Below are 21,662 nucleotides of genomic sequence, written 5' to 3'. Positions count from 1 at the left end.
GCAAAACGCACAATCGGGTGTCGCTGTACGTGTTTTTCAGGATTGATGTGCGCTTCATCGGTGCAATTTTTGTGGTAAATGACGGCAATGGTGCGAGGGTGCACCGCTGTTTAAGGCTCGGATTGAAATCGAGAAAGGCATTAACTTCACCCCCCCAATGTGGCGAGTGGTTTATGAAGCCTGAGGGTTTTCAGGTTTGGTAACCCCTAGTCATGGATTAAAATCCTGAGGTATCGGGACAGATCTATTTTTCATAAAAAATGCCCTGCTTGGTAACAGATCTGGATCTTGCAAAATTGAGCGCTAATATCTTTGTCTGTATAAAAGTTAATCAATTTAAGCTGATCGTCAGAATCCGCCACCGTCAAGTGTCCGTAAACATAGCAGTAATTAACCGAAGCAGAACAGAGGATGATGACGTGAAAAAAACAGGAATCGTACAGTCGTTTGTAATTTCTTCGCTGATGTTGGGCGCTGCAGTCGTTGCCTTGCCAGCTTTCGCTGAAAATCATGCGATGGGCAAAATGGATACAATGAATATTGTAGAAAAAGCGGTAGAGACAGATAGTCTGAGTACGTTGGTTGCTGCGGTCAAAGCCGCCGGCTTGGTAGAAACGCTTTCTGGAGAAGGCCCTTTCACAGTATTTGCACCCACCAACGAAGCGTTTGCGAAACTGCCCGCAGGCACCGTTGAAACACTGTTGAAGCCAGAGAATAAAGAACAACTTCAGTCGATTCTGACCTACCACGTGTTGGCCACCAAAGCGCCTGCTGCGGCAGCCATCAAGATGGTTCAAGATGGTGGTGGATCGGCATCAGTAGCCACGGTTCAAGGCGGCGAGCTTACATTCAGCCTCCAGGGTGACTCGTTGATGATCGAGGACTCAGCAGGAAATATGGCCACAGTGGTGGCGGCAGATTTGATGCAGTCTAATGGCGTAGTGCACGTGATTGATGCGGTGCTGATGCCGTAGTTCCAGAATTGAAAGAGTCAGAATAGAAAAAGACGGCCTTTGTGGCCGTCTTTTTTTGGTTAGGAATAATATTGGTTTTTTCTTAACCGACAGTCAGGCAACGTGGTGGATCACTTTGCAGAAGGGCGATTGCATCAGATGTCTGTCAGCAGGATTGTGACCCGACCATGACGGCCTATTTCATTCAGGCGTTTATTTACCTTTTGGCTGCGGTGATTGCAGTGCCTTTGGCAAAGCGCTGTGGTCTGGGCTCGGTACTTGGTTACCTGATTGCTGGCGTGGTGATCGGGCCGGTTACGGGTCTGGTGGGACAGGAAACCAGCACTATTCAGCATTTTGCGGAATTCGGTGTTGTCATGATGCTTTTTCTGATCGGTATGGAAATCGATCCGAAAACGCTGTGGGCCATGAGGGTTCGCTTATTGGGGCTCGGCGGTCTTCAGGTTACGTTGACGGCGGCCGCAGGTATGGCTGGGGCTTGGTGGCTTGGGCTTCAGTGGCAGACAGCCCTGGCCGTTGGCCTTATTTTCGCGTTGTCGTCTACGGCCATTGTGCTGCAAACCTTGGACGAGAAAGGGCTGTCGAAGACGGAAGGCGGCCGCAATACATTTTCTGTGTTGCTGTTTCAGGACATCGCTGTTATTCCCATGCTAGCCCTGATTCCGCTGTTGGCATTGCCAGGATTGAAAGGTAATTCTTCCTCTGGGTCCATCCAAGACGCGGGCCTGAGCCTGGTGGCTGGCCTTCCAGGCTGGGCTCATGCCCTTGTTGTTGTCGGCGCGGTGGCTGCCGTCATTGTTGGCGGCTACTATCTGAGCCGTCCGTTGTTTCGCTATGTGGTGAAGTCCGGGTTACGAGAGGTTTTCACCGCCACGGCGCTGATGTTGGTTATTGGTATTGCGGCACTCATGAGTGTTGTTAACCTCTCGCCCGCCTTGGGGGCTTTCCTGGCAGGTGTGGTTTTGGCCAACAGCGAGTTTCGCCACGAGCTGGAAGCCAACATCGAGCCGTTCAAAGGCCTGTTGCTGGGTCTGTTCTTTATTACCGTGGGTGCCGGAATCAACTTCGAGGTGTTGCTGGCCGAGTGGGGCACCATCGTTTCTTTGGGCGCGGCGGTTATTGCGGTCAAGGCGCTTATTCTATTTGCGCTTGCGAAGATGTTCGGGATTCACAGCAGCAACGGCTGGCTGTTTACTCTGGGGCTGGCGCAGGCAGGCGAGTTCGGTTTTGTGTTGCTCACCTACAGTGTGCAAAGCGATGTAATACCGCTAGAAATTTCCCAGATTCTTTCTCTGGTTGTTGCGCTGTCTATGTTCCTTACACCTCTGTTGTTTATCATTTACGACCGTATTGTGCTGCCGCGTTACCAACGCACAAAAAACGATGACAGGGATGCTGACACCATTGACGAGCAAGCCCCTGTTATCGTGGCTGGCGTGGGGCGGTTTGGTCAGATCGTCTGCCGTTTGTTGCGGGCTAACAGCGTTCCCATCGTCGTGCTCGACCATGAGTTCGAGCAGATTGAAAATGTTCGACGAATCAACATCAAGAGTTTTTTTGGGGATGCCAGTCGCCCCGATTTGCTGGAAAAGGCGGGTATTGAACAGGCACGTCTGTTGATTGTGGCGATTGATGATCGAGACCGCGCTGTGGCAATGGTGAAGCATGTGAAGAAGTTCTTCCCTGGTGTGTGGGTGCTGGCGCGTGCCTTTGATCGTGGCCACAGATATCAGCTTCTGGAGGCGGGTGCTGATAATGTGATGAGCGAAACCTATCACTCTGCTCTGGAATTGGGTGGCTATGCGCTTACGGCGATGGGCGTGCACCCCATGCGGGCAAAACAGATGACCTGGGCATTCGTTGAAAATGAGCGGGCTCACGACGCAGAGTTATTCGAAGCCTGGAAAGAAATCGAGGAAGGCATTAACTTCAGCCCCCGCTATGGCGAGCTGTTCATGAAGCTCGAAGAAGCGTTGAGCACTTCCATGCAGGGGGACTGGGAAGCACCAAAGCCTGAGGATGTTCCTGTATGGACGCCCCCGGGTGAGGACTAAAAGCCCGAAACATCGCCACATGAACCTGACAGAAAAATGTTAGCGCGCTCGTTCAGTGCCGTTTGCGGAAATTATTGATCGCTCCCTGGAGCCATCCCTTCGCGGTCGCCAGTGAATGTTTGCCCTCAAGCAACCCACGCAAATGGGTCAGTTGTTGCTCGAACATACCGGTACCTTTCAGATCATCGGGTGTTTCGTTGGGACCAAGGGGCAGGATGTTTTCGAGATAGGTCCCCTCTAGAAACAGGCGCAGCAGGCCCTCGCCGAGAAACGCCTCGTCATTGTTCAGTGTGCGTGTTGCCCGTAGCAGGCGGCGGATATCGTATTGGCCCGGGTAAATGTCCGGTACCTGCTTCTTGATGCCCAGCAGGCTGTAAACACCAATGCGTGCCGTACGCACGGAACTTTCGAGGGTAAACACCACGTCGTTATGGGTTTCAACGAATTGGCCGAGGCAGGCGAGGTTGGTAGAGCCTGCCGGCACCGCCCAAGGGCGGTCTCCCTGAGCACGGGGCATGAATTGAGCGGTGATATAAGGCATCAGCGCGGAACGTACTATGGTCGCGGCCATGACGTCGCCGACCTGATCGATCAGCCCGAGGTGATAGCACAGTTCGGTCAGGATTTCCTCGCCGGTGCATTCCGGCATAGTTTTTTTCACATAATCGCCGGGCTTGTCCATGAGCAGCCCATACACCCAAGGCACGATTACGTCAGAGGGCTGGTCCAGAAAGTGTGGCTGGCGGTTGACGGTCAGGCTCATCAGCCAGGCGGAGTCAGTGAAGGTCACGACGCCGCCGGTTACGGTTTTTCCGGAATAAGGGTCGTTGACCGCCAGTTCCTTGATCTTCTCGGTCAGGGGGGAGGGTTTGCACGTCAGTGTTGCCGATTCCCAGGTTGAACTCGGTACGTCGGCACAGAATTTCTCGGGTCGCCCGAAGTCGGGGGATTTTTCGGCGAGCTTTTTCCAAAGCTGCCAGCTTGAGCCGATCAGCGGATCTGGCTGGTTTACCTGCAGTTTGGGCACCGTGTCATCCGTTCCGTAGGCGGTGTCTTCGACGATTGAGCCGATGGTTACGAATACCAGGTCACGCGGGTGTACCTTGATGGTCTTTTCGCCATCAGTGGCGCGGCAGAGAATCGCAGTGGTGGTTTTGGATTCGCCTCGGATATCCATCTTCAGGTCATACACAACGGAGTCGTACTGAACGTTAACACCTTGCGCTATCAGCCAGCCCATCAACGGGCGCACAAAGCTGTCATATTGGTTGTACTTGGGAAAAACGAGGGCGGTCATATCATTCAGGCCGTCCAGAAGGTGCAGGAAACGGTGCATATAAAGCTTCATTTCAAGCACGGAATGCCAGTTCTGGAAAGCGAACATGGTGCGCCACAATGTGTAGAAGTTGCTGTTCAGGAAGCCTTCACTAAACCATTCTTCAACCGTAATGTCGTCCAGATCTTCCTTGCGAGCCAGAAAAAGCCTAGCCAGTTCAACCTGTTGCAGGCGGCTGAGGCCCATGGTTGCGGAGTCACGGATCTGGCCCTGTTTTTCCAGAAGCCGGGCTTTTGACCAGTTCTTGTCGGCGTCGTTAACGATCCGGTATTCATCGAGTACGGTGAAGGGTGCTGGCAGCTCGAGTGCCGGTATTTCCGAGAAAACGTCCCAGAAGTTCTGGTAAGTCGCTTCCATTTCGCGGCCACCGCGGACGATGTAGCCTTCCTCGGCATTGCCCGCGCCGTCCAGTGCCCCTCCCTCGACCTTTTGGGACTCGATAATGGTGATATTCTCTGCCGGCATGTGACCGTCACGAATCAGAAAAAAAGCTGCGCACAGACCGCCGATCCCACTGCCAATAATGTAGGCATGGCGTTTTTCGACGCCTTCGGTTGGTAGCGGGCGATGATTGACATAGCTCCCATGCAGATCCGCAGGTGGCAATGGGGTATCCACGCCATTGTGCAAGTGCCGGGACGAGGCGTCCGGAGATACCTCCACCGTTTGCTCTGCCATGGCGTCAATGTGGGTTTTCAGGCGTGAGGTATCGAAACGGGGTGGGTTACGGCGGGGCATGTTGTTCTCCTTCCTTGAACGGCTGCGTGCGGCCAGCGGTCTTATGGGTCAATCGGAAATTTCTTCTGAAAACTCCAGCCGATACAGCTCCGTCAGCCGGTACACCCAAGCCGATTTGCCATCTTCCAGAGTTCATTGTACGCCCTTATAGCGTACACCCCGCCGCCCAACGTGATCCAGTGCTTGGAATTCGTCGGCATTCACTGTGACAACCAGCCCGCATTGTTCTGAGTCCGGCGATTGACCAAAGCAACAGGGAAAACCGGTGCAGATTTTGACCTGCATCAGGTTTTCCCGTCATCGTTCTTGAATCGTTTGTTTGTGTCTTTATGGCAATGCGATTTCGACGCTGGCTGCGTTAGAGTTTGCTTATAAAGCGCTGATAATGGTCCCGCTAATTATCATAGGAGAGACATGTTTATGAGTACCTATAAAGCGATCAACTTGGTGAGGCACCTCAAGGGAAAACCGGGACCGGAGCTGTTCGAGGTGGTGGAAAAAACCGTGCCGGAACCTGGCGACGGCGAATTTCTGGTTAAGCAAGCTTTCATGTCTATGGACCCGGCCATGATGGGTTGGATGACAGGCGACACCGACAGCTACATCCCACCGGTGGAACTTGGGACGGTGATGCGTTCATCCGGCGTTGGTGAGGTGGTTGCATCCAGGCACGCTGATTTTGCCGTGGGCGATCAGGTGACAGGAATGTTCGGCTGGCAGGAAATGGCTCTGACCGACGGCAAAGGCATCAACAAGGTGGATAAAAAAATACCACCGGAAATGGCGCTGGCAGTGTTTGCACTGCCGGGGCTGACCGCCACTCAGGGGCTGTTCGGCTGTGGCCATCCCAAGTCGGGTGAAACGCTGGTGGTGTCCGGAGCGGCAGGCTCGGTCGGCTCGATTGTTGGCCAGCTGGCGAAAGCTGAAGGCCTGCGGGTTATTGGTGTCGTTGGCAGCCAAGAGAAAGCGGACTGGATTATTAACGAGCTTGGTTTCGACGGTGCCGTGAATTATAAGACCGACGACCTGAACGCGAAACTGGATGAACTGGTGCCGAATGGCATTGATGTGTATTTCGAAAACACCGGTGGCCCGATTCAGCACTGCGTGTTCGACCGCATGAATGCGCACGGCCGTATTGTGGTGTGCGGGATGATTGCCGATTACACCGCCGAAACCCCACGCCCTGGCCCAAGCTGGATGCGTATCATCAAAAAACGCCTGACCATTCAAGGCTTTACTATGCCTGACCACATGCACAAGGCGCAGGAGCTGCAAGCCAAACTGGCCCCTTACGTTCAGAACGGCGATATCAAATATCGAACCCACGTTCTGGACGGACTGGAGTCGGCTATGGACGGCCTGAACCTGTTCCTGAGCGGTGGTAACAAGGGCAAGTTGATGGTGAAGATCTAGAGTTTTTTCAATTAAAAGCAAGGAGATTCAAATGAAAGCTGCTCGTTTTTATGACAAAGGGGATATCCGGATTGAAAATATCCCCGAACCGACGATAGAACCCGGCACTGTGGGCATAGATGTAGCCTGGTGCGGTATCTGTGGTACCGATTTGCATGAATTTATGGAGGGGCCCATCTTTATTCCGCCGTGCGGCCACCCCCATCCGGTCTCAGGGGAATCTGCGCCAATAACAATGGGGCATGAGTTTTCAGGTGTGGTTTATGCTGTTGGTGACGGTGTAGACGATATTGAAATCGGTCAGCACGTTGTGGTTGAACCTTATATTATTGCGGATGATGTGGACACGGGTCCGGGTCAGAGTTACCAGTTGTCCAAAAACATGAACTTTATTGGCCTTGGTGGCAACGGTGGCGGCTTATCCGAAAAAATCGCAGTCAAGCGTCGCTGGGTGCATCCGATTTCCGCCGCCATTCCCCTCGATCAAGCCGCTTTGATTGAACCTCTTACGGTTGGCTATCATGCGTTTGTTCGCAGTGGCGCTAAGGCCGGTGATATTGCTCTGGTTGGCGGTGGCGGGCCTATTGGCCTGTTATTGGGGGCTGTGTTAAAGGCTAAGGGTATAACCGTTATCCTCACGGAGTTGAGCGCAAAGCGTAAGGAAAAAGCGAAAGAGACCGGCGTTGCGGATTATGTTTTGGATCCCTCCGAAGTCAACGTAACCGAAGAGGTTATGAAAATTACCAAAGATCGGGGTGTGGATGTTTCTTTTGAGTGCAGCAGCATCAATGAAGTGCTGGATACGCTGGTAGAGACGACAAAACCGGGCGGGACCGTTGTTATTGTATCGATTTGGAGCCACCCAGCGACGGTGAATGTACACAGCGTTGTGATGAAAGAACTGGACGTGCGTGGAACCATTGCTTACGCAAACAACCATGCAGAAACCATTAAGCTGGTAGAGGAAGGCAAAGTTAATTTGGAACCTTTCATTACCCAACGAATTAAACTTGATGATTTGGTGGCTGAAGGTTTCGAGAGGCTGATTCACAACAATGAGTCAGCCGTGAAGATCATTGTTCAGACATAACAGACGTCGTTATATAAGAAATTCACAGTCATTTAGATCGTACGAAAATTGCTGAAAGTTTTGGTTGAAGCTAAGTCATAGCTAGTAAGTATAAGAGCTATAACCTAGCTTTTTTTAAGCGCTCACGCGCTGTCTTTCTGCATTATAAAGACTCGGCACACATCAACCGGTTAGGCGGCGCGGATGAAGTCCCGTAACCGCGGCGCAATGGATTCGCGCCATTTACGGCCGTTGAAGACACCGTAATGGCCAACGTCTGGTTGCAGGTGATGCAGTCGGCGGGAGTCTGGTACATTGACGCACAGATCTTGCGCGGCCCGGGTTTGTCCGGGGCTCGAAATGTCGTCTTTCTCACCTTCGACAGTCATCAGAGCGGTGTCACGAATAGCCGCCGGGTTCACCAGGCGCCCGCGGTGTTTGAAACAACCCCGGGCTAGGTGAAATTCCTGAAAAATGCGTTCTATGGTGTCGAGATAATAGGTGGCTGGTAAATCCATTACCGCCAGATACTCGTTATAGAACTCACGGTGACGGCTGACCTTCTCGGTCTCGTTGTCGCGAATGGATCTGAACAGCCCGCGATACGCATCAACGTGACGGTCGAAATTCATGTTTACAAACCCGGTCAGCTGAAGAAATCCGGGGTAAACCTTGCGCATGGCTCCGGGGTAGGGTGCGGGTACCGAGTGAACCAGATTGCGCTTGAACCACGCCAGATTGTGTTCGGTCGCCACTTTACACGGCGCGGTGGGGTCAACGCGACCGTCGACGGGGCCGCTCATCAACGTCAGCGAGCGAGGTGCTGCGGGGTGGCCATCCTCGGCCATGATGGCGGTGGCTGCAAGCACTGGTACCACTGGTTGGCAGACGGCCAGTACATGGGTGTCTGGCCCCAGGTGGGCAATGAAGTCAATGACGTAATCGATGTAATCATCAAGACCAAAATCGCCTTTTGACAGCGGAACCTTGCAGGCATCGCGCCAGTCGGTAATGTACACGTCATGATCCGGCAACATGGCCTCCACGGTGCCACGCAAAAGCGAGGCAAAGTGGCCGGACAGCGGCGCGACGATCAGCAGTTTTGGGTCATCTGGCCGCGCTACGTCGCGTTGGAAGTGTTTGAGCTGCGCAAACGGCTTGCGGCATAAGATGGCTTCATGAACGTCAACTTGCTGGCCGTCACAGAGGGTTGTAGGCAGATTGAAAGCCGGTTTCGAGTAACGACGGGTGAGATCTCCGAACACATCGTAAGCCGAGGCGATGCTGCGTGAACCGGGAATGCGGGATAAGGGGCTCAGGCGGTGTTGGAGCAAGGTGCTATGGGCGCTGGTGACCATGCGCATAGGCTTCATCGCAGCGCGGCCTATCTCGTGAGCAATGTACATCATGTGTTTGTCCTGCTTGAGTTCTGGGTTGCGGTATTATCGAGCAGATTTCTTGGCTCATACACCACCCGATGGTCATTTCCTGGGCGTTGCCCCGGTAAAAGTACGGTTTGGACAGCGTCTGTGCCCCGGTTACTCGTGGGGGAAAAGTGACAGATACACTAGCATATTTTATGTGCCGGACAGCGTGAAAAGCCCGGAGAGGTCTATCTTGGCAGCGTTAATGGCCTCTGCAGCGATTGTTCCAGCTTACATTCCTGCCCCACTCGCTGTGGGTCGCAGCTTCTTTTGCTTAAGCCCCCATCTCATCAATCAGAAAATCCACCGCTACCCTGATTTTTGGAACCTGATAGCGGGTCTCGCGATATAGCAGGTAAATCGCCAGGTCTGGGTCGGGTGTTACCCTCAACAGTGGCGATAGCGCCAGTGGTACCAGGGAGCCTTTTTGCAGAAAGGGCTCCAGCACCCATCGTGGCAGTAGCAGAATGCCCTCGCCACGCTCGGCTTTATCGCGTAGCCAGTGTCCGGAATTACTGATCGCGGCGGCGGGGGCGGAGACGTCCTGCAGGCGGCCATCTACTTCGCACAGCCACGGTGTCGGGCCCTGGGGCGTTCGAAAATACAGGCCTTTATGGTTACACAGGTCACTCGGTTTGCGGGGATTGCCAAAACGTTTCAGGTAAGTGGGGGAGGCGACAGCTATAAAGTGGTTGTCCATCAAGCGCGTAGCGATAACTCGTTCGTCGGGTGCGAAACCTCCGCGAATCGCCAGGTCCACATCATCTCGGTTGAGCACGCTGAGCGAGTCGGTCAGGGTGATGTCGAGCGTAATGTCGGGATAACGCGCGCTGAATCGATCCATCAACGGCAAAAATATGGTTTCCCCAAAGCCGACCATGGAGCTTATGCGCAATCGGCCTATGGGGCGAGACTGGTACTGGCCGACCGCCTCATCCGTGGCTTCCAGTTGCGAAAGTATATGGCACACCTGCGCATAATAGTTCTGGCCAATTTCGGTTAGTTTTACCACGCGAGTGGAGCGCTTGAGTAGGCTGGTGCCCAAGTGTGCTTCCAGGTCGGCCACCCGTCGTGACAATGACGAAGGCGGCACTCCGAAATGTTCCGACGCGCGGCTAAAGCTGCCGGTTTCTGCCACTTTTACGAAATAGCGGATTGCTCTCAACTGGTCCACGTTTTCTCCTGTTGTTCCGTCTGAACGATCTATTTTTGTCTTTATGACAATAAAGTTTCTCTTTTAGCTGTCTTAAAGTCTACTAATCAATGGCGGACAATTGGGCCACAAGTCATCACAGGAGAATCATAGTTATGGGTACCTACAAAGCGATTAATCTGGTGAAACGGAACGAGGGTCATATCGGCCCGGAATTGTTTGAGATGGTGGAGAAAACAACGCCACAACCGGCCGACGGCGAATTTTTGGTCAAACAGGCTTATATGTCCCTTGACCCCGCCATGATGGGCTGGATGACCGCCGACACCGACAGTTACATTCCGCGTGTAGAGTTGGGCACAGTGATGCGTTCGTCAGGCATTGGTGAGGTGGTTGCCTCCAATCACGCTGATTTCGCCGTGGGCGACCAAGTGATGGGGATGTTTGGCTGGCAGGAAATGGCCCTCACAGACGGAACAGGCGTGAACAAGGTCGACAAGAAAATACCACCGGAAATGGCGCTGTCGGTATTTGCCCTTCCAGGGCTGACGGCCACTCAGGGTTTGTTTGGCTGCGGTGATCCGAAAGCGGGTGAAACGCTGGTGGTGTCCGGCGCGGCTGGCTCCGTTGGCTCGATTGTTGGCCAGCTGGCGAAAGCCGAAGGCTTACGGGTAATCGGCGTGGTCGGTAGCGATGAGAAAGCAGGCTGGATAATCAACGAGCTCGGCTTTGACGGTGCCGTGAACTACAAAATCGACGACCTGGGCGCGAAACTGGATGAGCTGGCACCAGACGGTGTCGATGTTTACTTCGAGAACACCGGTGGCCCGATCCAAAACGCTGTGTTCGAGCGGATGAACGCGCACGGCCGTATTGTGGTGTGCGGCATGATTGCTGATTACACCTCCGCACACCCGAGCCCCGGCCCCAACTGGATGCGAATCATCAAAAAACGCCTTAGCATTCAGGGTTTCACTATGCCCGATCACATGCATAAGGCAGGAGAGCTGCAGGCGAAACTTGCGCCTTATGTTCAGCGCGGGGAGGTCAAATACCGGGCACACGTTCTGGAGGGGTTGGAGTCGGCCATGGGCGGTCTGAGTCTGTTCCTGACCGGTGACAACAAAGGTAAGCTGATGGTGAGGCTTTGATTGCGAAACTACCCATTACCCCTTGAGGTGATCGGTATTTGGTTGTTCAGGCGTTTCGCCTGAACAACCAAGGTTTAAAGCGGCGGTTTTAACTGTTGTCAGAGCTATGCTGATCAACAGTGCCAGTCGTTCTGCTGTTGCCCTCAGAATGGAACGACCGCAATTACTTGAGCATAAATGTTGGTATCGTCGTTACCCTGGTTACTGGCGCTGGAGTCCGGGGTATAGAAACCCATCAGCGGGCTAATGATTAAATGATCCATGGCGGCCCACTCGACCCATAGGTCGAGCTCGGTGGCGTCGTTGTCGCCATTGGTAACGCCCAGTGCGTCACCGTCCCCACAGGTGCCTGACGAAAGCGCGTTAACAGCGCCAAAAAGAGTGCCGCTGCCGATGGAGTGACTGCCAGACAGGCCGTACTTTGCGTAACCCTCTGTCCAGGATGGGCTGGCATCACTATTCCCATAAGTTTCACCGCTGCTGAAATGGCCGAGGACCAGTTCAATATCCAGGTTCAGCGCGGACTCGTCTTTGTCTACGAGGTTGTAAGCCGAGGCCACGCCCGGGGCTGCGGCGATTGTTGAACCGATCAGCATCGTGAATAACGTCGGTTTGAGTATTCTATTCATTTGCTCGTTCCTCCATGAGTAGAGTGCGTGTTAACTGAATTTCGGGTTAATGCGTATCTGGCTCAAATAGCCCGCGTTTCATATAAAACTTGACCCATAGCGCGGAGATCACGCCAAGCACCAGCAGGATGGCTCCGGTAATGCTGTAAACCGCAACGGTCATTTCGGGGGTAGGGGAGTTGTTCAGGGCGACAAAGATCATGGCGGCAATGCCAAGCACCTGTGGCAGTGGGTAGAAAGGGGTGCGGTAGGGACGCTTGTGGTCAGGCATGCGCTTGCGCAAAACCATCACGTTGATATGGGCCACCATGTAGGCGATCAGATAGCTGGTTGTGGCCGCAATTACCAGGGTGATCAGGGAATCGATGTTAACGAGCATGAACGGAATGGTGGTCAATGCTGCAATCATCAGGGTTGCTACCCAGGGAACATTAAAGCGGTTAGTGGCTTTAAGTTGCGGAAATGCCTGGCCCTGCATGGCCATGCCGTGCAGCATGCGTGGAATCGCAGCCAGTAGGGTGTTAACGGTGCTGCAGGTGGCTGCCAACGCCATTACCGTGGCGATAAGCAGGCCACTCTTGCCAAACACGGCATTGGCATAGTCCAGGTAGGGAATGGGCGATCCGGTCAGGGTTTCTGTGTCCAGGTAGAAGCTCGCGCCAATGACGAAGGCCAAAAAGATAAAGAAAATCGCGAACAAGGACAGGTGCATTGCTCGAGGGATATTTTTCTGCGGGTTTTTTACGTCATTGATCAACGGGCAAATATATTCAACGCCCACTACCAGCCACATGGCCAGGGCCACCAGGCTAATAAAACTGCCGTCCATTACGCCGCCAAAGCTCCAGTCTACCGGGGTACCGGTTAGCACCGGGTGTGGTTCACTGATACCCGTGATGGCCAGCAGTCCCAGCAGGATCAGCGCAGTCACCAGGATAAAGGCAAGCAGATTTTGAACGCGGGCAAAAATGTCCGAACCCACTAGATTGGTGATGACTAGAGCCGCCAGAATCAGCAGCGGTGCGACTTTTTCGGGCAGGAATCCGGGTAGTAGCTCGCCCAGCATGACATCGACCAGGAACATTTCCACCGGCATGGCCAGTAGCGCCACCATTACGTATCCCGCAAACACAACGAGAATGGCCGGGAAGTGTCCGATTGCTTTTTGGGTATAGGTGGCCAAGGTGCCTTCTTGCGGAAACATCAGCGACAACTCGGCAAAACTCATGGCGTTGAATTGAGCGATGATCAGGGCCATCACCATGGCGGCAATGAAGCTCATGCCACCTATGCCGATACCCTGGGTTGCTGAAATCATCGCGCCCTGGACAATTACCAGCCCGATCGCGATGGCCATCATGGTTGGTAAGCCCATCTTCAGTGGTTTTGCGGCGCTTCGATCAACTGTTTTGGCAGTGGTGATCGTGCTTTCTATGTTTCCTATATTGCTCATTCTTCTTTCCTCATTTGTAGGCACAATTCAGGCGATGTCAGAATCGGTCGAACCGATAGGGAGTCGGATCAATAATGGGAGTTGTATCCGTTAACAGGTCTGCTGCCAGCTGCCCGGCAGCGGGTCCGGTTCCGAAGCCGTGGCCGGAAAAACCGGTTGCGACTATCAGGCCGGGAATAGCGTTAACGTGATCGATTACGGGGATGGAGTCTGGTGTTACATCAATCAGACCAGCCCAGGCTTCCGCCACTTCAGCCTGGGCAAACACGGGCCAGGCGGCCGTAAGATTGCTAAGGGCATCCTGATTGAGTGCAGGGTTGACGTCCGGGTTCATGGTGCGGATGCGTTCGAACGGAGATTTGTTGGTCGCCCCCCAGCGCCGGGCGAGCGCGAGGTCCTTGAAAAAGGCCCGGCCAAAGCTGATGTTGAGGGAACTGCGCTGGCTTCGTAGTTGATCCAGATAGCGCCAGCCAATCAGCAGATGGTCCAGTGTTATTGGCGCGTCAAGTCTGCCCCGCTGGGTAATGATGTAGCCACCGTCCTGGTGTTTACGGAAGGAAAAATCGGGGCCGCCCACTGCGATATCGGTGGGGCCGTCCATAGGCCGGGTACGTAGAACAGAACAAATCAGGGGCAGGGTCGGCAAGGAGACGCCCATGTTTTTCAGGAAGCGACCTGACCAGGCGCCACCGGCCAGCAGTACTTGGTCGCATCGGATTTCGCCTTTTTCGGTTACCACCCCGGCAACTTTGCCAGCAGAGAGGGAGAGCGTGCGCACGGCACAGTTCTGAATCAGTGTGGCCCCTTTTTTTACGGCTGCCCGAGCGATAGCACTGGCGGCAATGGCGGGTTCCGCGCGGCCATCGGATGGCGTGTAGATACCGCCTTTCCAGCTGCCTTTACCACCGGGAACATGGCAGTCGATCTCGCCAGGTGTGAGCAGTTGAGAATCCAGTTTTAATGAAGCGACGGATTGGTGCCAGGCTTCGTGAATGGCCATTTGTTCCTGCGATCGGGCCAGAAACATGATGCCGGTTTGGCGGTATCCAACGGTGCTGCCGATGCGCTCGGGCATTTCGGCCCACAGCCGATCCGCAGCTTGGGCCAGCGTGACGTCTTCAGCGTGACGGCTGGTTTTACGAATCCACCCGAGGTTGCGAGACGATTGCTCGCCGGCGATTTGGCCTTTTTCCAGTAATACCACCGGTATGTTGCGCTCTGCCAACGCCAGTGCGGCCGTCACACCAACAATGCCACCGCCGATAATCACCACACTGGTCGAAGGTGGCAGCTCGTCGGATGTATGGACGGGCTCTAGTGTTTTAGTCATAGGGGGTTTCCTGAAGCTGGCACGACTGGGTTCAATAGAGGGCTGCCAGTGCGTTGTGTGTTGTTAGCCGTGCATTTGGGGAATCAGTTTCGCTGCGGTCAGCGCATTGCCGGTGCATCCCAGAGATTCAGCTTGACGCCGATGCCCTTTTCGAGGGCGTTGCGGTATACCTTGGTCGCCCAGGCCACGTCTTCGACCGGCATGCCGCCGACTGACATGATGATGATTTCCTCATCGTTCTGCCGGCCAGGGCTGTCGCCGGAAACGATGGCTCCCAGATCTTCCAGTTCATCCTTGTCCATCTGGCCTTCGGCAATCATGTCCATAAACTGCATGCCCACTAACGGAATGTGGCGGTGGCTGGGTTTTGGAAGTTCTTCGTACCAGGTTTCATACAGGCCAATGCTGTCCATTACTTTGCGCACACCGGTGCCCGCCATGTTTTCGCACAGGCGGCAACTGGCAGGCATAGCCAGATAGGCGCCGGGCTTCAGCCATTCGCGCTTGATGATCGGGTAGGTGCTCGGGTCCCCTATTTCGCCTGAATTACAGTAGGAGATGATGTCGGAATCCGTTGCGACTTCTTCGATAGAGTCGACCACCTGAATGTTGGTAACTTGCGGGTAGGTTTCTTTCAGCCAGCCGATAAAATCATCGAGGCTTTTTTGGCCGCGCCCTTTTATTTTTATGGTGTCGATCTGTGGCCGCGCGGCGATGAAGGCAGCGACCGAGGTTTTACCCATGACCCCCGGGCCCAGCAGGCCAATGACTTTGGCGTCTTTGCGAGCCAAGTAGCGGGCGCCGACACCCGGGATAGCGCCTGTGCGATAGGCCGACAGAAGATTGGCTGACATGTGCGCCAGTGGCGCGCCAGTATCAATATCATTGAGGGTCATCATCAGGATGGAGCGTGGCAGGCCCTTCTCGCGGTTAGCGATGTTGGACCCGTACCATTTCACACCGCAGGTTTTGAAGTCGCCACCCAGGTAGGCGGGCATCGCCATCAGGCGTCGGTCAGCCGTGTTGGTGGGCATGTTCGGGAAAGTGGGTTGTTCCGGGAAGGTAATCATCGCACCGTGCGAATCATTGTTAGGGCCGGCCATGCGGTAATCGCCCTGGTGCAGGAGCGCAAACATCTCCTCCATGGTGTCCACACAGGAGGGCATATCGGTAACCCCCGCTTTGATCATGTCCGGCTCGGACAGGTAAATAAAATTAAGTTGTGTGCGCTCTGACATGATATTTCCTACAAACGTGAGTTGCTGGATTAGCATCCTGTTGGATAACTGCAAAGTGTGTTCTGCGGTTTCTCGCATTTAAGGATGCTTTTAAAGCGATCGAGGACAATATTATTGAGTGCGAGTTAGTGCGTATTGAATTTTCGCGACATGGGATTTTTGGCGAGTGTTACTTTTGGTGTGGCGCAAACTTTGCAAGCGATTTGGGGTCAGAATCAGATGGTAAGTCCTATGTCGATTGTTTCCAGCCATAGCAAGGTCGCGAGTATCCACTCGAAACAGCCCTGGTTTGTGCTAAGCGCAGCCAAGCATTACGACCTTGTGTTGTCAGACCAACCCGCTATTTCTCACTTCTACAGCTTTAAGACGAAACCGCTGAGCGAGAAGACCTTTGCGGTTCCGGATGGCTGTGTCGATATCCTTTTTGACTGCGATAAAACCAACCCTAGCGCGCGGGTATATGGCACACCGCTGGAAGCTCGCAGTGGTTACCTGAAGGGCGACCACGATTATTTTGGGGTGAGATTTTCACTGGGTGTGACACCGGATTTTGTGAACGTATCTGTGGATGACCTCGTGGACCATCAGGTGGGTTTTCTTGACGCGGTAGCGGGAGCAGAACCGGTTTTTGATCAGATAGTTAATCAGCCGGAATTCGCCGGAAAGGTTGCGCTGTTAGAGCAATTTCTCAGGGGTAAAAGCGTGCGTAAAATCTCGCAACTGACTTTGAACGCTGTCCATAGAATTTGCGAGGAAAAAGGAGATATCTGCCTGACGCAACTGGAAGAACAGACCGGCTACTGCGGCCGAACGTTGCAACGGCAATTTCTCACTGACCTGGGAATGTCACCTAAAGCGTTCAGCCGCATTGTTCGTTGCCAATCTGCCATTTACGACATCAATCATCGTGATGATGTCGCGTTTTCGGACTTGGCATGTGACCTTGGCTTCAGTGATCAGCCCCATTTCTTGCGTGAGTTTAAGAAGTTTGTATCGGCGACACCGGTTGAGTACCAGCAGCAAGTAAAGCAGATAACCTACCTTCAACGCATTCGGTATTTTTGAACTAAAATGGCCCGTTTACGGGCGGTCATGCATCAATCTAGGGCTTAATTGTCGCAGGATATTGCCCATCAGTTTCTGCGGTAATCACGCCATAGAAGAATCAGCAATGCCACGGCTGCCATAGCGCCAACGAAAACGGAGAAGATAATACCGGTTGCCTTAAGGCTGAGCAGGCTGGCCATCAAGCCGATGCCAATCACCGGTACTGAGATGGCGATGTAGGCAACAATAAAGAAGGTTGAGGTTACCGCGGCGCGTTCCGCCGGCGGACAAGCAGCGTTTATAGCGCCCAGGCCGGCGCGAAAAGCGATTCCCTGGCCCATGCCAGCGATGACTGCACCGGCCATGAATAGGGTGAGCGACTGAGAATAGATACCGAGCGCTACGGGCGTCACGCCAGCAACGAGCGTAGCGCACCCGATGGGTAAACGTCGGCGCAGCGGCAGTTTATCCTGCAGGAACTGGCCGAGTGTTGAGGCAATAAAGATACTGCCCGCGACAACGCCGACTAATAGACGGTTATCATAGCCCAGCACATTGCCCATCATCGCTGGCGCTATCGAGGTGAAGAAGCCACAAACCGCAAAACCAGCAAAGCCCGCGATGGCGGCGGGCACAAACACACCGCGTACTTCCGGGGGCACATTCAGGCGCTGAAGTGACAGCTTTGGCTGAGTTGGTCTTGTTACGGTTTCCGGGGCTCGCCAGATGCAGATGAATGCCAGAAGGGCAAGCGCGATGTGTATCAAGTAGGTTAATTGCAGTGGAGAGGGCAGGTATTGTGAAAGTGCGCCCGCAAGCATAGGGCCAAGGCCCAATCCGCCCATATTCGCGGCGGTGGCAAAAAATGTGGCCCGCTCACGCCAGTGCGGCGGTGCCAGTTCCAGCACGGCCACGGTCGCGGTGCCGGTAAAAATACCGGCCGAGAGCCCGGACAGGACACGGCCCACAAGAATCATTACTAGCCCGTCGGCCTGCCAGAATACCAAATCGCTGATAATCGAACACGCGATGCCGGCAAACAGCAACGGCCGGCGCCCGAGCTGATCAGACCAGCGCCCGGTGATAACCAGCGCTGCAATGACGCCGAAGGCGTACGCGGCAAAAATAATGGTAATCATCAGCTGGGAAAACCCGAAAGCATCCTGATAGATTGGGTAAAGCGGAGTTGGCATGGTGGTACCGATCATCACCACGCTGAAGGCGAAGGCAGCGCCGAGAAATACCAGGGATGCTGATAAGCTATGAGGGTCTGTGTTCGTCGTTGATGATTGCATAATGGTCTAGTGAAGGTTTCGAAAGGTTGATTCGCAACAACGAATTAGCGTGAGGAGCATTGTACATAGGTCGCAGAAGCCCCTCTATGAATGGAAGCCGGGTTTTAGCGTTTTTTTAACGCAGCCACCCCCCCCCCCCGCGGGCAAAAGAACCTCTTGACTACTTTTGGTCCAACCAATAAGATTCATTATAAATAAATGTTAAAGATCGCAGCCGAGGTGCAATCCAATGGTTCAATCATTTAAAGATGTCTTCAAAGGAAAAAAAGCCGAGTCAGTGCAAGCTGATTCAGCTCAGCACTTCGACCCAAAAGCACAAGAAGAAGCCGCTGTTGACGCCAAAATGGCGCCCAAAAAGAAAGGCAAGCACGGCGACCCGGGCGTTTGCTGCGGTTCTTGCTCGTAAGCCGATAGCGGTATCGCTTTTTGAATGACTGAGGGTGCAAAAACGCGCGCGAACTGTTTGCACCTTCTTGATGTTAGGGCCGCTATCTTTAACGCAGCGAAATTTAACGCACTCTGGTTAAGTCGGGGCTGATTTATTTCGGCCGATGCATCTGAAATTTTTGCGACGCGTTCACTGCAAAGTAGTCCGCCGGTCCGCCGCCGCGAAGAATGGGTTCGCCCGCTGCCGTATCGTAAACGCCTTCCCGCAGCAGGTGTTGCGCTATGTGCACGCCGACCACCTCGCCGAACACCATCCAGGTATTGACCTTCTGACCGTCGACGCCTGCCAACTGAATAATCTGCGTGACCCGACATTCAAATGTTACCGGGCTTTCCGCCACGTGCGGCACAGAGATAATCCGCGAAGGCTTCGGTGTCAGCCCTGAAAGAGCGAACTCATCGACGTCAGGTCCTACAGCGACGCAGGTTTGGTTCATGGCTTCTGCCAGAGGACGAGTCGCCAGATTCCAGCAAAACTCACCGGTTTCTTCCGCATTACGCACGGAGTCTTTGTAGCCGACGCTGGAGAATCCGACGATGGGGGGAATATAGTTGAAGGCATTGAAAAAGCTATAAGGCGCAAGATTAAGCGCGCCGTCACGGCTTTTCGTTGAGATCCATCCAATCGGCCTCGGTGCCACTAGGGCATTGAATGGGTCGTGTGCAAGTCGGTGACCATTGGCGGGTTCGTAGAAGTGTATATCTTCGGGCATAACAAACTCCTGATAACAAACTCGTGCTTTGCGCATGGGTGTAACCAGCTCACTGTTAGGAGTGGCCGGTTAAACCAGGCGTCCGTATTAGAACTCCAGACAGATCTTCCCGAAGTGCTTACCGGATTCTTCATGGCGAAAAGCATCAGCGATGTCCTCCAGCGCAAAAGACCGGTCAAGAATCGGGTGCATGCCGTTCACTTCAATCGCGCGAATCATCTCTTGCTGATGGGTCCGGCTGCCCACAATCAAGCCTTGCAGCCGGGCCTGTTTCGCCATCAGTTTTGCGGTAGGAATATCGCCAGCGCGGCCGGTCAGTACGCCTATAAGCGCGATATGGCCGCCAATGCGAACGGCATCGATGGATTCCGGAAGAGTGCCAGGGCCACCTACTTCGATAACGTGATCAACACCCACGCCGTTTGTCAGCTCTTGGACTCGTGCGCCCCAAGCCGGCGTTGTTTTGTAATTGATGGTGTGATCTGCACCCAGCGCTTTTAGCCGTTCCAGTTTTTCGTCTGAAGACGACGTGGAAATAACTCGTGCGCCCATCAACTTGGCGAACTGCAGTGCAAACACAGACACCCCACCGGTGCCCAACGTGAGCACGGTGTCGCCTGCTTTTAAGCCACCATTAACGACCAGTGCTCGCCATGCTGTTAAACCAGCGGTGGTCAGGGTGGCTGCTTCAGCATGGGTATAGCCCTTCGGTGCGTGGGTAAACCAGTTGGTTGAGCGCACGACCTGTTCGCGAGCGTAACCATTTTGGCCGTCACCGGGCGTGGTGCTGAAATTATCAATGGGGGCAGAGCCAGTAAGCCACTCAGGGAAAAAGGTTGACACCACATGGTCGCCAACCTTGAATTCGCTGACACCTTCACCAATGGCCTCCACAACGCCCGCGCCATCCGCCATGGGGATGCGTTGGTCTTCGGTTTGGATGGCCCCAACAACCACCGCATAATCGTGATAGTTAAGAGAGCAGGCATGAATTCGGACCCGCATTTGGCCAGGCCCTGGCGCGCCGGGTTCCGCGCTATTGTTAAGGCTAAGGTGCTCCAGGCCGCCGGGGCTTGAAAGAGTAATGCTTTTCATATTAATGGCCTTTGATTGCTGCTGCGGGTGTCGTTTTGAGCCTGAAGCTTACTGAAGTCTTTTGGCTAATGACAATGAACACGTGTACTGCGGGAGCCAGCAGAGAGTTTTCCTGTTTACGCACCTTAAATGCGCCAAACAACATCGTATTTTCCACCATCTACTATATATCCTGCTCGATAACCGTGTTAAAACCATTTTCCCCCGACAGCAACCTGCGTTTATAGGCTCGGGCACATCGGTTTTACCCATCAGAGATAGCAGCATGTCCGACAAGTTCTTTTTTAAAGGCCGGCAGGATGCCCGTCAGCACCATACGGCGCGCGGCGGTTTTCAGACCAATGCCAGCAAGAAGCCGGGTAGTAAGAAGTTCCCGTTAACGCTGGTTGTTACCAGTGAAGCACGAAAGCAGGAAGTTGAAGCTCTGGTGGCTGAAGCAGATCTGTTCGCCAACATTACGGTAGATGAAAGCGCGGGTGCGGTTGAATCCACTGCCGAGCTAACGACCATTCTGGACAAGGGCGTAACCGTAACGCAGGCCCAGGTACCGGCCCGAAACGATCCTTGCAGTTGCGGCAGCGGTGTTAAATTCAAAAAGTGCTGCGGTTAAGCCGCGGGGATATTGTATGCGCGTTTGTGGCGTTGAATTAACCGGCAGCGATGCTGTGGTGTGTTTGCTGAACCTGGATCAGGGGCATTTCAGTCTGCCAGACAGTAAGGTTCGTAAGTTAAGCTTGAAGAAAAACCATACCCGTGCTGATTTGCAGGAGTTCCAAGTATCGTTCGTGGCGTTTTTGACGGAGCACAACGTTAATAGAGTAGCTATTAAAGAGCGTATGCCAAAAGGGAAGTTCGCTGGCGGTGCCATCAGCTTCAAGTTGGAAGCCGCTATTCAATTAATGACCGGTGCTGACGTTGGGGTTGTTCTGCTTCCGCCTGCACTGATTAAATCGACGCTCTCATCGAATCCTTTGCCTGTTCCGTTTGCAGACACCGGTTTGAAGATTTTTCAGGAAACCGCATTTACAGCGGCTTATGTGGGGCATATGGCAAAGTAACGCCAGCAATGCTCAAGTTCATACTTTTATTTTGAGGAGTTA

At 53.7% G+C, this 21,662-nt stretch carries 20 protein-coding genes; 9 read left to right on the top strand and 11 right to left on the bottom strand.

Features of this window, described 5'->3' with window-relative positions; genetic code table 11:
• Positions 1 to 296: 296 nt before the first annotated feature.
• Both ABA45_RS13705 and ABA45_RS13700 read left to right on the top strand, forming a co-directional pair.
• Positions 297 to 974, top strand: a complete 678-nt coding sequence (locus tag ABA45_RS13705) for a fasciclin domain-containing protein (protein WP_227506038.1) — start codon at positions 297 to 299, stop codon at positions 972 to 974.
• 167 nt (positions 975 to 1,141) lie between these two features.
• Positions 1,142 to 3,028, top strand: coding sequence for a monovalent cation:proton antiporter-2 (CPA2) family protein (locus tag ABA45_RS13700; protein WP_048386986.1), 1,887 nt, complete (start codon positions 1,142 to 1,144; stop codon positions 3,026 to 3,028).
• Positions 3,029 to 3,080: 52 nt separating this feature from the next.
• On the opposite strand, the gene ABA45_RS13695 is transcribed toward ABA45_RS13700, so the two are convergent.
• Positions 3,081 to 5,102 (bottom strand): oleate hydratase, encoded by a 2,022-nt coding sequence (locus ABA45_RS13695; protein ID WP_053076188.1) that lies wholly within the window; start codon positions 5,100 to 5,102, stop codon positions 3,081 to 3,083.
• Positions 5,103 to 5,522: 420 nt separating this feature from the next.
• Here ABA45_RS13695 and ABA45_RS13690 point away from each other — a divergent pair, with 420 nt between their 5' ends.
• A complete protein-coding gene (locus ABA45_RS13690; protein WP_048389083.1) occupies positions 5,523 to 6,518 on the top strand; it encodes an NADP-dependent oxidoreductase in 996 nt (331 codons plus the stop codon).
• Positions 6,519 to 6,549: 31 nt separating this feature from the next.
• Complete coding sequence (locus tag ABA45_RS13685; RefSeq protein WP_048386978.1) at positions 6,550 to 7,608, top strand: 2,3-butanediol dehydrogenase; 1,059 nt, start codon at positions 6,550 to 6,552, stop codon at positions 7,606 to 7,608.
• 170 nt (positions 7,609 to 7,778) lie between these two features.
• On the opposite strand, the gene ABA45_RS13680 is transcribed toward ABA45_RS13685, so the two are convergent.
• Together ABA45_RS13680 and ABA45_RS13675 are read right to left on the bottom strand one after the other, a co-directional pair.
• Entirely contained in the window at positions 7,779 to 8,996 is a 1,218-nt protein-coding gene (locus ABA45_RS13680) for a polyhydroxyalkanoate depolymerase (RefSeq protein WP_048386976.1), read from the bottom strand.
• A gap of 289 nt (positions 8,997 to 9,285) precedes the next feature.
• Positions 9,286 to 10,185, bottom strand: coding sequence for a LysR family transcriptional regulator (locus ABA45_RS13675; protein WP_048386975.1), 900 nt, complete (start codon positions 10,183 to 10,185; stop codon positions 9,286 to 9,288).
• Between the two features lie 134 nt (positions 10,186 to 10,319).
• On the opposite strand from ABA45_RS13675, the gene ABA45_RS13670 reads away from it, so the two are divergent.
• Complete coding sequence (locus ABA45_RS13670; protein WP_048386974.1) at positions 10,320 to 11,315, top strand: NADP-dependent oxidoreductase; 996 nt, start codon at positions 10,320 to 10,322, stop codon at positions 11,313 to 11,315.
• A gap of 143 nt (positions 11,316 to 11,458) precedes the next feature.
• Here ABA45_RS13670 and ABA45_RS13665 read toward each other — a convergent pair whose 3' ends face one another.
• The 4 genes from ABA45_RS13665 to ABA45_RS13650 all read right to left on the bottom strand — a co-directional run bounded on the left by ABA45_RS13665 (position 11,459) and on the right by ABA45_RS13650 (position 15,965).
• Positions 11,459 to 11,944 (bottom strand): hypothetical protein, encoded by a 486-nt coding sequence (locus ABA45_RS13665; protein ID WP_048386973.1) that lies wholly within the window; start codon positions 11,942 to 11,944, stop codon positions 11,459 to 11,461.
• A 46-nt stretch (positions 11,945 to 11,990) separates the two neighbouring features.
• The gene (locus ABA45_RS13660) at positions 11,991 to 13,397 is read right to left on the bottom strand and encodes an APC family permease (protein ID WP_048386972.1); all 1,407 of its coding nucleotides are present in this window, start codon (positions 13,395 to 13,397) and stop codon (positions 11,991 to 11,993) included.
• A gap of 37 nt (positions 13,398 to 13,434) precedes the next feature.
• Positions 13,435 to 14,727 (bottom strand): NAD(P)/FAD-dependent oxidoreductase, encoded by a 1,293-nt coding sequence (locus tag ABA45_RS13655; protein ID WP_048386970.1) that lies wholly within the window; start codon positions 14,725 to 14,727, stop codon positions 13,435 to 13,437.
• Between the two features lie 98 nt (positions 14,728 to 14,825).
• Positions 14,826 to 15,965 carry a tyramine oxidase subunit B gene (locus tag ABA45_RS13650; RefSeq protein ID WP_048386968.1) on the bottom strand — a complete coding sequence of 380 codons (1,140 nt, stop codon included), beginning with the start codon at positions 15,963 to 15,965 and terminating at the stop codon, positions 14,826 to 14,828.
• A gap of 231 nt (positions 15,966 to 16,196) precedes the next feature.
• On the opposite strand from ABA45_RS13650, the gene ABA45_RS13645 reads away from it, so the two are divergent.
• The gene (locus ABA45_RS13645; RefSeq protein WP_048389081.1) at positions 16,197 to 17,030 is read left to right on the top strand and encodes a helix-turn-helix domain-containing protein; all 834 of its coding nucleotides are present in this window, start codon (positions 16,197 to 16,199) and stop codon (positions 17,028 to 17,030) included.
• 68 nt (positions 17,031 to 17,098) lie between these two features.
• Here ABA45_RS13645 and ABA45_RS13640 read toward each other — a convergent pair whose 3' ends face one another.
• Positions 17,099 to 18,307: an MFS transporter gene (locus tag ABA45_RS13640; RefSeq protein ID WP_048386966.1), complete on the bottom strand. Its 1,209-nt coding sequence runs from the start codon at positions 18,305 to 18,307 to the stop codon at positions 17,099 to 17,101.
• A 229-nt stretch (positions 18,308 to 18,536) separates the two neighbouring features.
• Here ABA45_RS13640 and ABA45_RS18635 point away from each other — a divergent pair, with 229 nt between their 5' ends.
• Positions 18,537 to 18,713, top strand: a complete 177-nt coding sequence (locus ABA45_RS18635) for a CCGSCS motif protein (protein WP_084708351.1) — start codon at positions 18,537 to 18,539, stop codon at positions 18,711 to 18,713.
• A 133-nt stretch (positions 18,714 to 18,846) separates the two neighbouring features.
• Here ABA45_RS18635 and ABA45_RS13635 read toward each other — a convergent pair whose 3' ends face one another.
• The 3 genes from ABA45_RS13635 to ABA45_RS18940 form a co-directional block, all read right to left on the bottom strand.
• Positions 18,847 to 19,467: a flavin reductase family protein gene (locus tag ABA45_RS13635; protein ID WP_048386964.1), complete on the bottom strand. Its 621-nt coding sequence runs from the start codon at positions 19,465 to 19,467 to the stop codon at positions 18,847 to 18,849.
• Positions 19,468 to 19,554: 87 nt separating this feature from the next.
• Positions 19,555 to 20,562, bottom strand: coding sequence for a zinc-dependent alcohol dehydrogenase family protein (locus ABA45_RS13630; RefSeq protein WP_048386962.1), 1,008 nt, complete (start codon positions 20,560 to 20,562; stop codon positions 19,555 to 19,557).
• Between the two features lies 1 nt (position 20,563).
• Complete coding sequence (locus ABA45_RS18940) at positions 20,564 to 20,722, bottom strand: hypothetical protein (protein ID WP_157035553.1); 159 nt, start codon at positions 20,720 to 20,722, stop codon at positions 20,564 to 20,566.
• A 105-nt stretch (positions 20,723 to 20,827) separates the two neighbouring features.
• Here ABA45_RS18940 and ABA45_RS13625 point away from each other — a divergent pair, with 105 nt between their 5' ends.
• Positions 20,828 to 21,172, top strand: coding sequence for a PBPRA1643 family SWIM/SEC-C metal-binding motif protein (locus tag ABA45_RS13625; protein WP_048386961.1), 345 nt, complete (start codon positions 20,828 to 20,830; stop codon positions 21,170 to 21,172).
• Between the two features lie 16 nt (positions 21,173 to 21,188).
• On the top strand, positions 21,189 to 21,620 hold the full coding sequence (locus ABA45_RS13620; protein ID WP_048386959.1) for a DUF3010 family protein: 432 nt from the start codon (positions 21,189 to 21,191) through the stop codon (positions 21,618 to 21,620).
• Positions 21,621 to 21,662 lie beyond the last annotated feature (42 nt).

This window comes from Marinobacter psychrophilus (genome assembly GCF_001043175.1).
Taxonomy (GTDB): domain Bacteria; phylum Pseudomonadota; class Gammaproteobacteria; order Pseudomonadales; family Oleiphilaceae; genus Marinobacter; species Marinobacter psychrophilus.
The sequence above is the reverse complement of the archived record's forward strand: the minus strand, read 5'-3'. Positions and strand labels throughout refer to the sequence as shown.